Source organism: Paenibacillus sp. Z6-24, assembly GCF_054161335.1.
Window position 1 is genome coordinate 2,692,891 of sequence record NZ_CP096398.1, and the last position, 15,690, is coordinate 2,708,580.

11 protein-coding genes are annotated in these 15,690 nt (G+C 47.4%); 2 read left to right on the plus strand and 9 right to left on the minus strand.

Annotated features, from left to right (window positions below; translation table 11 throughout):
* Positions 1-99 precede the first annotated feature (99 nt).
* The 4 genes from M1D61_RS11745 to M1D61_RS11760 all read right to left on the minus strand — a co-directional run bounded on the left by M1D61_RS11745 (position 100) and on the right by M1D61_RS11760 (position 4,188).
* On the minus strand, positions 100-552 hold the full coding sequence (locus tag M1D61_RS11745; protein ID WP_458118687.1) for a hypothetical protein: 453 nt from the start codon (positions 550-552) through the stop codon (positions 100-102).
* Positions 553-822: 270 nt separating this feature from the next.
* The gene (locus tag M1D61_RS11750) at positions 823-1,953 is read right to left on the minus strand and encodes a 5-methyltetrahydropteroyltriglutamate--homocysteine S-methyltransferase (protein ID WP_458118688.1); all 1,131 of its coding nucleotides are present in this window, start codon (positions 1,951-1,953) and stop codon (positions 823-825) included.
* A gap of 15 nt (positions 1,954-1,968) precedes the next feature.
* Positions 1,969-2,901, minus strand: coding sequence for a LysR family transcriptional regulator (locus M1D61_RS11755; protein ID WP_458118690.1), 933 nt, complete (start codon positions 2,899-2,901; stop codon positions 1,969-1,971).
* Between the two features lie 300 nt (positions 2,902-3,201).
* The gene (locus tag M1D61_RS11760; RefSeq protein WP_458118692.1) at positions 3,202-4,188 is read right to left on the minus strand and encodes an aldo/keto reductase; all 987 of its coding nucleotides are present in this window, start codon (positions 4,186-4,188) and stop codon (positions 3,202-3,204) included.
* Positions 4,189-4,444: 256 nt separating this feature from the next.
* Between M1D61_RS11760 and M1D61_RS11765 the strand changes: the two genes are divergently transcribed.
* Positions 4,445-5,653, plus strand: coding sequence for an AGE family epimerase/isomerase (locus tag M1D61_RS11765; RefSeq protein ID WP_458118693.1), 1,209 nt, complete (start codon positions 4,445-4,447; stop codon positions 5,651-5,653).
* A gap of 120 nt (positions 5,654-5,773) precedes the next feature.
* On the opposite strand, the gene M1D61_RS11770 is transcribed toward M1D61_RS11765, so the two are convergent.
* From M1D61_RS11770 to rhaD, 3 genes are all read right to left on the minus strand, one after another.
* Entirely contained in the window at positions 5,774-8,164 is a 2,391-nt protein-coding gene (locus M1D61_RS11770; protein WP_458118695.1) for a putative bifunctional diguanylate cyclase/phosphodiesterase, read from the minus strand.
* 625 nt (positions 8,165-8,789) lie between these two features.
* Entirely contained in the window at positions 8,790-10,376 is a 1,587-nt protein-coding gene (locus M1D61_RS11775) for an acyl-CoA synthetase (RefSeq protein WP_458118696.1), read from the minus strand.
* Between the two features lie 410 nt (positions 10,377-10,786).
* Positions 10,787-11,662, minus strand: coding sequence for a rhamnulose-1-phosphate aldolase (gene rhaD / locus M1D61_RS11780; protein ID WP_458122491.1), 876 nt, complete (start codon positions 11,660-11,662; stop codon positions 10,787-10,789).
* Positions 11,663-11,953: 291 nt separating this feature from the next.
* Between rhaD and M1D61_RS11785 the strand changes: the two genes are divergently transcribed.
* Positions 11,954-13,186 (plus strand): family 16 glycosylhydrolase, encoded by a 1,233-nt coding sequence (locus M1D61_RS11785; protein ID WP_458118697.1) that lies wholly within the window; start codon positions 11,954-11,956, stop codon positions 13,184-13,186.
* A gap of 151 nt (positions 13,187-13,337) precedes the next feature.
* On the opposite strand, the gene M1D61_RS11790 is transcribed toward M1D61_RS11785, so the two are convergent.
* Positions 13,338-13,952 (minus strand): hypothetical protein, encoded by a 615-nt coding sequence (locus M1D61_RS11790; RefSeq protein ID WP_458118698.1) that lies wholly within the window; start codon positions 13,950-13,952, stop codon positions 13,338-13,340.
* 361 nt (positions 13,953-14,313) lie between these two features.
* Positions 14,314-15,666 (minus strand): MFS transporter, encoded by a 1,353-nt coding sequence (locus tag M1D61_RS11795; RefSeq protein ID WP_458118700.1) that lies wholly within the window; start codon positions 15,664-15,666, stop codon positions 14,314-14,316.
* Positions 15,667-15,690: the final 24 nt, after the last annotated feature.

Below are 15,690 nucleotides of genomic sequence, written 5' to 3' on the forward strand. Positions count from 1 at the left end.
TTCCAAAAATAGATATACAGCATATGCCAAAGCCAGCCCAGGATATACCAGGCTGGCTTTTACTTATATTGCTTTTCACTTTCCTATTTAACCATCCAATCAATAATTCTTTTCATACAAGATTTCACCTGTATCATTTTTGATTTCATACTGTAGATGGTTAGACGAGTTTTGCAATGACTTTGTTCCTACAAATAGAAAAGAGCTTTGAGGCTTTTGTACACTTTTTACTTGTGGTTTTTGATCCGGAAATTTTACTGTTATCGTTTTTGCATATTTTAAGATTTCTTTATCATGAATAGTTATTCCTACATAAGGGTAGCCGCTCTTAGTTCCTAGATATTGAACCGGCTGATCGTGCTGCTCTGTAATTTCCAATTCTTTTGCCAATTGCGGTGTCTTACCGGATATTGTAATAATTCCTGTTCCTAACCGATTCTGATCCTGATAATAAATTACTCCAAATGAAGAAGAGCCTGTATCCATTATTTCAGAGTCCAACAAAACGATATTTTCTTTCTGTACGATTGTCTGAATACTTTCATCATCCACTCGTTGGTATGTACTTTGACTTATATATTCCTATAATTATGACTGGAATTAAGATCAGTATCATTTTCTTCATTACGATTACCTCGCTGTCATCCATCCTAATATATTAAAATCCAGTGATGAAGGATTTCTGTAAAAACAGCCCAGTACATAACGAGCTGTTTTTTACAGAGTCATGATTTTTTCAATCATCCTGAACCTATTATCCTGATACGTTATATACACGAGATACCTGATACACATAAGATACCTGCCTGCTATAGCCCCGGCCTATAACAATGCTGCCGGAGACTGGGTCCATACCTCATTTGCCGTATCGATAACCAAGCGGATCTTGTTCCACTGCTCTTCCTCGGTCAGCATATTGCCCTCCTCGGTCGAAGCAAAGCCGCACTGGGTGCTCAGGCAGAGCTGATCCAGAGGCACATACTGCGCAGCTTCGGCAATCCTTTCCTTGAGTACTTCCTTGCTCTCCAGTCCCCCATGCTTGGTCGTAACGAGCCCCAGTACCACAAGTTGGTTTTTGATATAACGCAGCGGCTGGAAATCTCCAGCCCGTTCATTGTCATATTCCAGGAAAAAGGCGTCCACCCGGGTCTTGCCAAACAGTTCTTCGGCGACCGGCTCATAACCGCCCGCCGCAAACCAGGTTGAACGGAAATTCCCCCGGCATACATGCAGCGCAATTGTCATATCCTCCGGACAGTTCTCGATGCTCTCATTGATCAGACGCACATAATCACTGGCCAGCTGATCGGGGTCCTGGCCGCGGTTGCGGAGCAGCATCCGGTGTCTGCTGCTGCAGAGCGTTCCCCATGTCGTATCATCCAGCTGAAGATAACGGCAGCCCGCATCATAGAATGCCCGGATCGCTGTTTGGTACACATGAATAATGTCCCGATACAGCTCTTCCTGATCGCTGTATACGTCATTGCCGTTATAATTTTCCACAAAATGAAAAAGTGCCGGCGAAGGGATAGTCATTTTGGCGGTACGATCACCGGCAATCTGCTGCAAATAACGAAAATGCTCCACCATCGGATGGTCGCCAAACGAGATTTTATCTATAATCCGGAAACTCTCGGCCCGGTTACGATTATCGATGCCGGCTGTAGGCAGACCGATCTTCCGGGTGCCTTGAATACCGAGGAAAAAGTCCAGATGCCACCATGTACGTCGGAACTCTCCATCGGTGATCGTCTGCAGTCCCATACTTTTCTGCTTTTGTACCAGCCTGGTGATCTCTTCATTTTCTATCGCTCGCAGCTGCTCGGCAGTCATTTCGCCGCTCTCATACTGGAACCGCGCATCCCGGATTGATTCCGGACGCAGATAGCTGCCTACAATATCGCAGCGGAAAGGAGGTTTGTTTCGTTTGGTTCCTGTCATTGGACTCTGCATAGGCTCCTCCTGTACTTATAATAGAAATTGATTCATATTCAGATAGCTATTGGACACCAGATCGTTGAGTATATCAATATACTGAGAAGCTACTTCGCTCGGCTTGCGATCCTTGTGTGCGATCCAGCCGACGGTAAAATCTTCATTCGTCTGCAGCGGCACGGCGACCAGCTGCTCATAATTAAACTGGGATACCAGAATGCCGGTTCCTACGGTATAACCGTTCGTGCCGGACAGCAGATTGGCGAGTGTCGCCCGGTCATGTACCTTGATGCTTTTGGCTGTCGAGGAAAAAGTAATCATCTCCTCGGAGAAATGCAGCGAATTATTCGCTCCCTGATCAAAGGTAATGTACGGATACATGCTCAAATCCTCGGTCGTGACCATTTCCTTTTGAGCTAGTGGATGGGCTGCCCGGATGAAAATATGCGGACTTGTATTGAACAGCGGCGTGAACATCAGGTTACCGTCGCTGAACAACTTGTTCATAACTTTAAAATTGCGCTCGTTAATATACAAAACGCCGATATCACTGCGCAGCGTCTTCACATCTTCGATAATATTGTACGTCTGTGTCTCACGCAGATGAAGATTATATTCGTTAATATCCGTCTGCTCCATCAGCTTTACAAAGGCATCCGCCACAAAAGCGTAATGCTGTGTCGATACGGAGAAGTGGATTAGATTACGCTTGCTGCCATGGTATCGATTCTCGATCAATTCCGCCTGCTCGATAATCTGGCGGGCATAGCCGAGAAACTCCATCCCCTCTACAGAAATGCTGATCCCCCGATTGGTTCGGTCAAAAATGGAAATTCCCAATTCACTTTCCAGTTCCTTGATGGCATTTGAAAGACTAGGCTGTGAAATAAAAAGCCTCTTTGCCGCCTCATTCATGGAACCGCAGTTCGCAATTTCAATGGCATACCGCAGCTGCTGTAGTGTCAATACCTTTCCCCCTTCGGACGCTCCGTCTTCTCCTGCTGCCGTTCACGACCTGCTCTGAAAGCAGATCGGTTTTTGGACTAATCGGAGTTATCGTAGCACAAATGGTCTGCTGAATCCAAGCCATACCGGCTGAAATAGTTATTTCCTATAACGGGGCAGCCAGACCATTCTTCAGCAACATGAAAACAGCACGCCTAACCAGCCGGAAGTTCAACCTGCTGGTTAGGCGTGCTGCATACTAGAACACAATGTTTACAATAGCAAAGTCCGCCGTACTATCAGCTATCGGCAGCTCTACTCTCACATAGAGATTTTAGAAATGGTAAAGCTGCCATCTCTTGAGAAATCCTGATATGGACTCGGGATAATCTCATCAATCCGCTGAATCTCTTCCTCGGACAGCCTAATCTCCAGAGCTCCGAGATTATCAGTCAGCTGCTGCTCGTTCCGGATACCGACAATCGGAATGACGTCCGGACGACGCAGCAGCCAGGCGAGCGAAAACTGACTCAGGGAGACTCCTCTCGCTTCGGCGAGTACCGTCAGTTGTTCCACTATATCCAGCTTATGCTGATTGGTCGGTGTACTCAGATCCATCTGCTCTCCGCGCGATCCTGCCGGAAGCGGCTGGTTTTTGCGGTATTTGCCGGATAACCAGCCGCCAGCCAGAGGCGAATAGGCCATAATGGCGAGTCCATGACGCTCGGCGGCCGGCAGGATCTCCTGCTCGCTATAGCGATTGAGCAGACTGTAGGACAGCTGATTGGTCACAAAGCGCTCCAGATTCATTTTCTCACTCGTCCACAGCGATTCCACCATCCGCCATGCTTCAAAGTTGGAGCATCCGATATAGCGCACTTTCCCCTGAGCCACCAGATCGTTGAGCGCCCGCAGCGTCTCATCGATCGGAGTATGCGGATCCGGGCGGTGAATCTGGTACAGATCAATATAGTCGGTACCGAGCCGCTTGAGACTGGCTTCTACCTGGCGCATAATCCGGTAGCGGCTTGCCCCTTCCCCATTGGGTCCTTCGGCAGTACGTACTTTGAACTTGGTTGCGACGATAAATTGGTCACGACGCCCTTTGAGTGCTTTGCCAATAATCTCTTCACTCGTCCCCTTCCCGTATGTATCTGCTGTATCCAGAAAATTAATGCCCGAATCCAGAATCCGGTCCAGTATGGACAGTGAGCTCTGTTCATCCATATCCCAATCCCCGTACGTCATCGTACCGAGACACAGCCGTGATACCTGCAGGCCGCTGCGACCCATATACACATAATCCATTATACTGCCTCCTTTATCGAATGTGATGATGTAGCCGCTGCCGATCGTATCGAAATGGGTAAAACACTCCGGCGAAAACGCCTACATTTCTCTTTTATTATAATCAAATTAAGGAATAACCCCAAATTCGTTAGCTCTTCTGCCAATCAGGGTAATCATATAGCCATGGAATGGACACAGGCATCTACCCGGCGTTCCAGGTCATCCTCCGTTCTTAGAGGAATATTCATTACAGATTGCAAGGAGGTTTATTTGTATGTCTTCCACTTATCCTGATTTTCGTTCATCCGATTTTCTAAAGCAGCATATTATGGATACGATCAACTTTTATGTACCTCAATGCAGAGATGATGAGGTTGGCGGTTATCATCACTGCTTTTTTGATGACGGTACGTTATGTGACGATCCTACCCGGCATCTTGTCGGGCAATCCCGTTTTGTCTATGTGTTCAGCACGGCGGCTATGCTAAGTGATAATCCAATATATCGGGAGTTGGCGGAGCATGGATTGCGCTTTTTGCAGGAGTATCAGCGGGATCAGCAGCATGGCGGTTACTACTGGATTCTGGAGAATCATCAAGTCCGGGATTCCAGCAAGCAGCTATATGGACATGCTTTTGCCCTGCTGGCCGCTGCTACCGCTCATAAGGCAGGCATCCCTATGGCAGCCGATATGCTGGAAGATATCTACACAGTGCTCGAACAGCATTTTTGGCGCGAAGAGGACGGAATCTATGTCGATCAGATTAGTGCAGACTGGCAGGAAGTATCTTCTTACCGCGGTCAAAACGGCAATATGCATACATGCGAAGCGATGATGGCCGCTTATGAAGCCACCGGTGAATCCCGTTACCTTGATCGAGCCTATTTCATTGCCCGCAAGGTCATGTTCGATCTGCTGCCGCAGTCCGGTGACCTCATCTGGGAACATTATGATCAGAACTGGCAGATTGACTGGAAATTCAATTATAACGACACCTCGGATGAGATTCGGCCATACGGTCATATACTCGGTCATTCGATCGAATGGAGCAAACTGCTGCTGCGGCTGGAACAGCACCGTCCAGAATCCTGGATGTATCCGTGTGCCGTGAACCTGTTCACCCATGCTGCAGACAAGGCTGCCGATCCCGAGCATGGCGGTCTCTACTATATTATGGATACCGATGGCGAGATGATTGCACCGGACAAGCTGTACTGGGTGATGACCGAGGCATTGGGCGCCGCGGCCATTCTGAGCGCCAGAACGCCGGATGATCCATCCGTCTATCTGGAATTCTATGACCGGCTGTTCGCCTACTGCTGGGATCATCTGATCGACCGGGAGCATGGAGGCTGGTACCAGCAGCTCAGCGTCGATAACCACAAGCAGAGCAATATCAAGAGTCCTCCGCCCAAAGCGGATTATCATCCGGTCACCAACTGCATAACTGCGATCCAGTCGTTTGCTGGATCGCAGTCATAGTTTCCTATCTTTCAGATAGAAACAAGTTGTCCTTTCGTTGTTTTTTCGCAGAAAAAAGCAGCTTTTCCCTACAGGGATAAAGCTGCTTTTTCGTTCACCTTTTTTATTTCGAGTAATGGATCAGGAAGATTTGCTGACCGGCCCCGTATTCATCCACACTTCCAGATCATGCACTTTCATTGGGCGACCGTAATAATAACCCTGGATATGATAGCAGCCCAGCTGCTGAAGCAGTTCAACATGCTGCCGTGATTCCACGCCTTCGGCCAGCACTTTCATGTTGAGCTGTTCCGCGAGTTCAAGCACCGAGCGAACAACCGCCACATTACGCGGATTCACATCAATATCAAAAATCAGCGAACGGTCAATTTTGATAAACTGGAATGGGAAGCTGGTCACCGTCTTCATGGACGAATAACCGGTACCAAAATCATCAACAGCCAGCGTAACGCCCATACCGACAATCTCTTCGCAGATCTGCATAATCTGCTCTTCTTCACGAATCGCCGCACTCTCCGTAAACTCCAAACAGAGCAGATGTGCCGGCAGTCCGGTCTGCATCAGCACCTTCTCGACTTTACGGGCAAAATACGGATCACTCAGCTGGCTTGCCGATACATTGACCGACATCTGCATCTCCGGATATCCCTCTTCCAGCCAACGTACGGCCTGCTCGGCAGCCTCCTGCATCACCCATTCGCCAATCTGTCGGATCGTTCCATTCTGCTCGGCGACCGGTACAAAATCCTGAGGGGATACAAAGCCCAGTTCGGCTGAATGCCAACGCAGCAACGCTTCCACTCCAAAGGCAATACCAGTATGACTGTCCACCTGAGGCTGATAGACAAGCGAGAATTCATTGCGCAGCAGAGCAGTTTCCAGTCCCTGCTGCATCAGCAGCTCCCGCTTTGCTTCACTTTTCAGCTGGTCATTGAACAGATGATACTGATTGCGGCCGAGACGCTTGGCAGCATACATGGCGATATCCGCGTTGCGCAGCAAGGTCTCTGGATCTTCTCCATCTCTAAGCGCAAGGCAGACACCAATACTGCAGGAGACATGATAATACTTTTCCCCAAGTACAACCTGTTTGGCAAAAGCATGAAGAATTGTATTGGCCATCTCTGCTGCGGTATCTTCTCCCTGCCAGCTCTCCAGCTCGGCCAGCAGGGCAAATTCGTCGCCGCCGGTACGCGCCACTATGCTGCCAATCGGTGAATGCTGACGGATCAGATCAGCCACATTGTACAGCAAAATATCGCCTGCCGAATGACCCATCGTATCATTGATCCATTTGAAGTGATCCAGATCCATCTGCATGACCACAACCCGTGTGCCGGTATGATGCGCCCGTTTCACTGCTTCCTGCAGCTTCATATTAAAGTGATATCGATTCGCCAGACCGGTGAGTGAATCGGTAAAAGCAAGTTCAAGCAGCTGCTGCTCATTGCGCTGCTGGGCAGTAATATCCCGCACCAGCAAATAGGAATGCAGTTCGCCCTCTATCTGTAGAAAGTCACTGTTCACCTCCACTATATAGCGTAGTCCCGAACGGCTCATAATCTCCATCTGCATCTGCTGCGGAAAAGCACGCTCACGGAAAGCCTTCTCAATCACGCTCAGGTACCCGCTTTTATCCGCATCCGGCAAAATCGACAAAATATCGATATCCCCTTCACTCTCGGATGTTCCGGTTATCGCGCGGAATGCCGGATTGGACTCTGTTACAATTCCCCGTGAGTTCATAAGGGCAACCCCACTGCTTGAAAGGGTAAAGAGCAATTTGTAGCGCTGCTCTGCCGTTGCGAGGAAATTATGCTTACGCATCGCCAAACGCAGTGTATACGCCAAGATGATCGCTGCGTACGTAGGCAGACTGTCTACCGGCACCATTGGAATCTCTGGGAAAATCTGACTCAGTGCAAAAAAGAAAACAAGCCAGATCGATGCGAACACGCTTCCGCGGATAATTGTCAGCATCATCTGCTGCTCCCGCTCATAGGCACGGCTGCTCTTGAGCTTGCGGTAACCAATAAACATAATCATCAGCAAAAAGGATAACGAATATAGTGTAATGGTCACAAACATCAGATCAAAGGTTTCATTATGCATTTCCATCCGCCAATGCTCGCCCTTCGCCATATATAGCTGAAAGATATCCGGCCAGCCATGAATCATTACAATGCCTGTCAGCGGAACACCGGCAAAGGGATGAAGCAGCCAGAACGGCAGCTTCATCCGACTCAGAATAGCAAAGTAATACGTAAGAATGGTAATCGCAATAAAAGTTAGATCATAAGTAAGACGAGGATTAACCCGGCTTGCGAATTCATAATCCAATGCCTGTGTAAGAAAATCGGACAAAAATATAAGAGAAAGTGCACCGATCAGAATGGTAGTCAGCCGATGAAGTGAGCTATCCGGATGCCGCATCAGGATTTCAATGGCAAGTACCCCAAGCAGCATAAATGGTATAAACGATATTGCAAAGCTAACTAAAAAGCTGTACATGACTTTTGACCCCCAGATACACCTAAATACACGTACTACTAATATCGCATGAATTAAAGATAATTTAAATAGCTAACTGTCTTAATAGAGAAAAATATATTTGTATATGACATATTGACAAATGTCTTTGGAACTATTTTCTTCTTTATAACGGTGCGTCTTATGATTTATTTTGATGTTTTTTTGCATGGCGAGCATTCTATTTATTCTATTATGAATTTTTCATGTATTGAATCATTAATCATTTTATCCAACTTAAAGGACTGATCAGAAAATATCTCATATGTGAATTATGATGTTTTAACGATACTTTTATAGGTATATATGTCTATTGAAGTAGTATCTGCTTCAAAAGGTATATGCTACGCTCCCCTACTGATCTGCTGATAATCTTTTTGCTTATGCAACAATACACAGCAATTCGGGACACTATTACAGAGGATATACAGGACCTGGAAAACCAGAGATGGACAGAAGCATGGTAAGAAACGGTAGAAGCGAAAAAAAGCAGCCTTCAGAGGCTGCTTGGTCATTTTTATTAAGCTGGAATTCTGTTCGTGCTCTGTCTGATCAACATTAGTATGGAATTTTACTAGTCGGTTCAGCTAATGATGATTTGTTCAGATTAACTATTGGCTTTTTTCTCTTGCTCACGCAGTTCGATGCGGCGGATTTTGCCAGAGCTGGTTTTAGGCAGATCGGTGATAAATTCGATTTTACGCGGGTATTTGTAAGGAGCTGTCCACTGCTTAACATGATTTTGCAGCTCTCTCGCCAGTTCCGGTGTACCCTCCACCCCATCTTTTAATACGATAAACGCCTTAACGACATGACCACGAATCTCATCTGGACTGGCTACAGCAGCACATTCCTTGACAGCAGGATGCTTCATCAGTGCTTCTTCCACTTCAAACGGACCAATCGTGTAGCCCGAGCTGATAATAATATCATCACCGCGTCCTTCAAACCAGAAGTAGCCTTCTTCATCCTTGCGTGCACGGTCGCCGGTAATAAAGTAATCGCCGCTAACATTCTCGGCTTTGCGTTCCGGGTCCAGATAATAAGTTTGGAACAGAGCCGGCATATCGGTGCGGACAGCGATATTACCGACCTCTCCTGCCGGTACCGGCTGGCCTTCTTCATTAATGATCTCGACAAGTCCCGGAGACATCGATTGTCCCATAGCACCCAGGCGAATCTCAGTATTCGTCAGATTACCGATCAGCAGTGTGCTTTCGGTCTGTCCGTATCCATCACGGATCGTCAAGCCGAATTCTCGGTTAAAGGTATGAATCACTTCCTGATTCAGCGGTTCTCCTGCCGATACAGCGCTGCGCAGGCTGGACAGATTGTAGCTGCCCAGATTTTCGAGTTTGGCCATCAGGCGGTACTCGGTCGGTGTACAGCACAGTACCTGTACGCCATACTGCTGAATGAGCTCCAGATATTTATGCGGCTGGAACGATCCATTATAGACCAGACCGGTTGCTCCACGTCCCAGGACCGACAGGAACGGACTCCAGATCCATTTTTGCCAGCCTGGAGCTGCGGTAGCCCAGACGATATCGTCTTGACGAATATCCAGCCAAGGACCGGTGATGCGCAGATGCGCGTATGCCCAGCCATGACTGTGAACGACACCTTTCGGATTGCCGGTTGTTCCGGACGTGTAGGCGAGAATCGCCATATCATCACGGCTTGTTGCAGCAGCTTCAAACTGTTCTTCTTCGTTCTGCATCAGCTCCTTCAGATCCAGCCAGCCTTCAGCCAGTTCCGACTGATCGGCAGCGACAGAGATGCGGAATGCCCAGGCAGGCAGTTCCTCATCGATATTGTCCACTTCACCGGTGACCGTTGACCAGGCGATGACCGCACGAGCTTCCGAATGACGCAGCCGGTAAGCCAGGTCTTTGGCACGCAGCATTTCCGAAGATGGGATAATGACAAGCCCGCTTTTAAGACAGGCCAAATATATAATATAGGCGGTAATCTGTCTTGGTACCATGACCAGTACACGATCGCCCTGCTGAAGTCCAAGCTTGAGCAGACCGTTAGCCAGCCGATTAGCCTCCTTTAACAATTCGCCATATGAGATTTCCTGTGTATCTCCCTTGTCATTCAGCCATTTGAGCGCTGTTTTGGCGGGATTATGTTTCTCCATTTCGGAGGTTAGGTTGTATTGCTGAGGTGCAGTCCATTCCTGATACTTCATAATTAATTTCCCCTTTATGCACAAAATGAATACTGATGATTCACTTTAGTATAGCATGTCTTAAGACCAGGTTCTAATACTAATTGGCGATTGCGCTTACATCATTTATGCTTATTCAACTGGAAAAGGATGCTGTAACAGTCCCTTTTTTTCGAATAATCATTGTAAAAGCCCTGCTGATCACTCTCCACCCCTTATAATAAAAAGATCAGCCTGCATAGACGCAGGCTGATCTTCAAGTCGTATTTTCACATAATCTTCATATTATACGGTCAAACCATATTACTTTTACAGCACCACCAATTACAAAATTTATGGTTACTTTTCTATATTAATGAATAAAGTTTAATGGAATTTGTTGCTTGATAGGTTTACAGAGCAAGTTCTACTGTTTGTTCTAATTATGGTTCCTACTGTCCGTTCTGCTGTATACCTGTTTGAGCTTTTAAAATTCCCGGTCTTGGGGTGACTCCGAATGCCTGGGCGAGATCTGCCAGCTGCTGCTCGGTAATACGCTGCAGGATCGGCAGATGGACGATTTTCATATAGATCTGGGCTGCCTTTTCGATCGTCTCAATCAGACCGAATGCTTCATCAATCGTTGCCCCGGCACCGAAGATTCCGTGCTGGGGCCACAGGACAGCGCGATGTTCTTTCATTTTCTGTGCAGTCGCACGCCCGATTTCACTGGAACCCGGCACCATCCACGGAATCACGCCGATCCCATCCGGAAAAACAACAATACATTCCGTGCACATCTCCCACAGCGTCCGGGTAAATGCATTCTCATCCAGCGTATGAACAAAAGTCATCGCCAGCGTATGGGTCGCATGATTGTGCATGACAACGCGATGCTGCGGATCGATCTTGAGACGCTCGATATGACTCATAAAATGAGCCGGCAGTTCGCTCGTCGGTACAGCCCCGTTGCTCAGCCCCCACAACAGTTCCAGCTGTTCTCCATTCTCGGATACACGCAGCACACCAAGATTTCCTTCAGGATCATCGATAACATTTTTAAAATATTTGCCTGATCCGGTGACGATAAAATAACGACCAGCCAGTTCATGGATCGGAAAAGCGGGTTCGATATGCCGAATGACATGATGGATATCCAGATACTGCGCCACATCCTGCTCTTCCAAAATACAGCTGACATTGCCACCGTTGCGTTCATCCCAACCAAAACGCCACATATTACGGGTAATCTGTGCCATCTCGCGCACAAATGGAATCTGCTCCGCTTGGATCGGGAGCGGCTGTTGATCAGGCATTATCATATGCATCATATTTCTCTCCCCTGATTATCCGAATAGGTTCTACTCCCTTATTTTATTCCTCTGCATGCTGAAAGTCAATAATAAACGGACATAAACAAATACAGATAAATAAATTAATTTTTATTTATATTTGTTTTGTTGTGGATTTGAAATAGTGGGCTAAAATAGTTGGTTACAGATAGCGTTTCACTGAAGAGTATGTGCATTTCTACGCATTCAGGAAATGGATCTGTATTTGTTAGCCTTTACATATTAGAATATATTGGAAATCATTCTATTTAAAAGGTGGTTGTTTTAATGAAAAAACAGCTTTTCTCCCTCTTTTTATCTACGGTATGCGCTGCTGGATTAGTCATCCCATGGAATGCCAATCCGCAGACTGCCGAGGCCTCTTCGTCCAGCGGCTGGGTGCCGGTATGGGCAGATGATTTTAACGGACCTAATGGAAGCAGCGTAGATACATCCAAATGGAATCAGGAGATAGGCAACAATAACGGCTGGGGCAATAATGAGCTGCAATACTATACCAACCGCACCAGTAACTCTTATATGGAGAACGGCAATCTGGTCATCCAGGCGCTCAAAGAGAATTATCAGGGCTCCCAGTACACCTCCGCCCGTCTGACCACTGCCAACAAATTTGATATGAAATACGGCAAAATCGATATCCGTGCCAAAGTTCCATATGGTAAAGGAATCTGGCCTGCTGCCTGGATGCTGGGCAGCGATATTGCCAGCAATCCATGGCCGGGCAGCGGCGAGATCGATGTTATGGAATATATCGGGCCACCGGCACCAAATACCGTCTATGGAACGATTCACGGCCCCGGTTACTCCGGTGATAAAGGGCTGTCGGCAGCCTATACGATCGGTGAGCCGTTCAGCAACGGATTCCACAACTATACGGTAGAATGGGAACCTGGCGTTATTCGCTGGTATGTAGACGGTAATCTGTATCATACCCGCACTCCTGCAGATGTAGGCGACAACACCTGGGCGTATGACAAGCCATTCTTCCTGCTGCTCAATCTGGCTGTCGGCGGCAACTGGCCGGGCTATCCGGATGCCAGCACCGCTTTCCCGCAGAAGCTGCTGGTCGATTATGTCCATGTGTTCCAGCGTGAAGGCGGTTATAATATCGTCGCACTCAAATCCGGAGCCAATAACAAATATGTTGTGGCTGAGGATTACGGCAGAGGGGCTCTGATCGCCCGTTCGGATAACGTCAGCACATGGGAGCGTTTTGAACTGATTGATCTGGGCAGCAGTCGTGTAGCCCTGCGCTCCATGATCAATGGCAAGTATGTATCCGCTGATAACAATGGAACCAGCCCGTTAATCGCAAATAAGACATCCATCGGTACATGGGAGACGTTTGAGATCGGGACAACCGCAGATGGCAAGCGAACGCTCAAGTCGCTGGCCAATAACAAATATGTTACGGCTGACAATACAGGCAGCAGTCCACTCATTGCCAACCGTACAACCGTCGGCGGCGCCTGGGAGGCTTTTGAAGTGGTAAAGCAATAGTCTGATAGCTTGAAAGTTAAACGAAGAAAAGAACAACAAAGCAAAAAGGAGCTTAACCGCCTCTAGGGGTTAAGCTCTTTTTGCTTTTCTTGCAGCAGATTTTCGTCTTCAGTTGTCCTGCACTCTGGAATCCAGACATCAGTCACATTTTTCAAAATTTCGAACGGCAGCCCATCGATTCCTTTGCGACTAGCAGAATCTGTTCTGCCAGTTCACTGACAGCTCCTTCATTACCTTCTTCAAATATAAAAGGTCCCAGTACATACTCATTAATATGCAGAGGTGCACCGGTCCGGTCCCCTTCTACAAAGGCATCCTGATAAAAAATCCGGTGATAACAGGAATAGTCTTCCATCCCGTAAAATTCAGCATAATCCGCTTCCGGATCGGTCTGCAGCATAAAGTGATGTTCATTTTCCACAATCAGATTACGTACCGGCCTTGAAGCCACATAGACAGCAGCTGTCCAAAAGATTCCCTGGCATTTCTGGCATTCTCCACACGAATAGGACGTATCATACCAGTCACTGCCCAGAATACTGCTTCGTATCCCTGTAATCATATCGCTATCCATATATACATAGCGACCCTCAAGCTCCGGCAATCCGGGATAAATATTCACCTGCTGTTTATTGCCGGCCTTTGGATCCGGTTCTACCCGGATTAAGACTTCCTGGCAATGTGGGCAATGATGTTCAATCGCAGCCATTTTGAATTCTTGCACAGGCTGCTGAAGTACTTTTAACAATGCTCCTGATGTGTTCATATTCATTCTCCAATCACCTGTAGATCATACTCCAATCTATTTGGTATAAATTGGGTATTATGACATGATTCATTGCGCAAATATGCGCCGACCCCTTAACAAGTATACTACAAATTAGGTTTTATGACCCAATTTGAATTGAGATTTCCAGTCTGACTTTGTAAAGGTAAACTGTCTTTCTGTATACACATCAGAATTTCCTTAATTTTCAATCCAGGATATGAGCCGAATATTCCTGTAAACAAACAAAAAAGAGCCAGATTCACCTGGCCCTTTCTACGGTCGATTATATGAAGATATGAGTGTTCTGCAGTCTTGCCCGCTCCGGCAGCCCGGAATTCTGGCAAAAAATCCGCCGATGTTACAACCAAAGACTCATCAGACCTGTCGTTCGCCACGCCGCAGGAAGCGGAAACAACCGACAAAGATGATCAGAATCCAGATCGCAAACACAAGGAAAATCATGCTGAATACACTTGGCTGTCCGCTGCCCAGCAGTACACTCGGCGACCAACCGGTATGCGCCTGATCCAGAATCAGTCCCAGTACGGTTGTACCGATCGCCCCGGAGATAAAGCTCAGCATCATATACATGCCCATACCTACTCCTACCTGTGGTCCTGACAGGGTACGGGATACCCGTATTGGCCAGTCCAACCTGGGCAAATGTCAGCCCTGTATTACCAATGACAAGCAGCAGCATGATGATCAGATACGATCCGCCGGTAAACAACGAGATCAACACATAGGTCAGCAACTGAAGGCTAAAAGCAATGCCGAGCAGGAACGAGTTGCCTTTGCTGTCGGCAATGCGACCGCCAATAATACCGAAGATTGCAGCGATCAGAGCACCCGGAAACATTACCAGTCCGGTAATAAATGAAGTCAGTCCATTTACACTGCTCAGTAATTGCGGAATCAGATATGGTACGCACAGATTGAAGATCAGTACCAGACAGGCGATAATCATCGTAATGGTGTAGGCATTATTACGGAAAATCGCCGGGTCCAGAAATGGTTGTTTGGCTCTGCGGATATACAGTATAAATACAGCCAGCACGATAATCGTCAACAGACTGAGCAGTCCGCTCGTATAAGTGATTGCCAACAGCAGCAGGGTAACCGTACCGGCCAGCAGCACACCACCGACCAGATCGATCCGAGATGGATGCGTCTGATCCTTGTCCAGGTATTTACGGAAAAATGGAATGGTCACCAACGACAGCAGACTGATCGCAAACAGATAACGCCAGTCTGCAAAGCTAGTAATCAGTCCGGCAATAATTGGTCCTATTGCGGTGCCGAGTGCCATCCCTGACGAAGTAATCCCCAGTGCTCTGCCCCGCTTCTCAGCAGATACATAACGGATCGGAATCACCATTGAAGATGCCGGAATAACGGAAGCACCTGCCGACTGTAGAATACGTCCGACAATAACCATCCAGAAGCTTGACGAGATAAAGCCCAGCACCGATCCGACAGCAAACAGACAGAGTCCGAAGGTAAGCAAATTTTTCAGTTTGTAACGGTCAGCCAGCTTCCCGTAGGTAACCGAACCAATCGCATAAATAATAATGTATGAAGTTACAACCCAGCTGACCTGTGAGCTGGATAAACCAAAGTCTGCACGCAGCGCAGGCAGCGCCACATTGAACATCGTAGAGTTCATGACAGACAGAACCATGGCAAATGCCAGTACAAAAATGATTTTCATGTTAAATGCACCCTTGAATGATGT

Excerpts from the sequence above, each read along its gene's own strand:
- M1D61_RS11750 (WP_458118688.1), bottom strand. The coding sequence starts at position 1,953 with ATGCAGAGTCCAATGACAGGAACCAAACGAAACAAACCTCCTTTCCGC.
- M1D61_RS11760 (WP_458118692.1), bottom strand. The coding sequence starts at position 4,188 with ATGGATTATGTGTATATGGGTCGCAGCGGCCTGCAGGTATCACGGCTG.
- M1D61_RS11765 (WP_458118693.1), top strand. The coding sequence starts at position 4,445 with ATGTCTTCCACTTATCCTGATTTTCGTTCATCCGATTTTCTAAAGCAG.
- M1D61_RS11770 (WP_458118695.1), bottom strand. The coding sequence starts at position 8,164 with ATGTACAGCTTTTTAGTTAGCTTTGCAATATCGTTTATACCATTTATG.
- M1D61_RS11775 (WP_458118696.1), bottom strand. The coding sequence starts at position 10,376 with ATGAAGTATCAGGAATGGACTGCACCTCAGCAATACAACCTAACCTCC.
- rhaD (WP_458122491.1), bottom strand. The coding sequence starts at position 11,662 with ATGCATATGATAATGCCTGATCAACAGCCGCTCCCGATCCAAGCGGAG.
- M1D61_RS11785 (WP_458118697.1), top strand. The coding sequence starts at position 11,954 with ATGAAAAAACAGCTTTTCTCCCTCTTTTTATCTACGGTATGCGCTGCT.
- M1D61_RS11790 (WP_458118698.1), bottom strand. The coding sequence starts at position 13,952 with ATGAACACATCAGGAGCATTGTTAAAAGTACTTCAGCAGCCTGTGCAA.
- M1D61_RS11795 (WP_458118700.1), bottom strand. The coding sequence starts at position 15,666 with ATGAAAATCATTTTTGTACTGGCATTTGCCATGGTTCTGTCTGTCATG.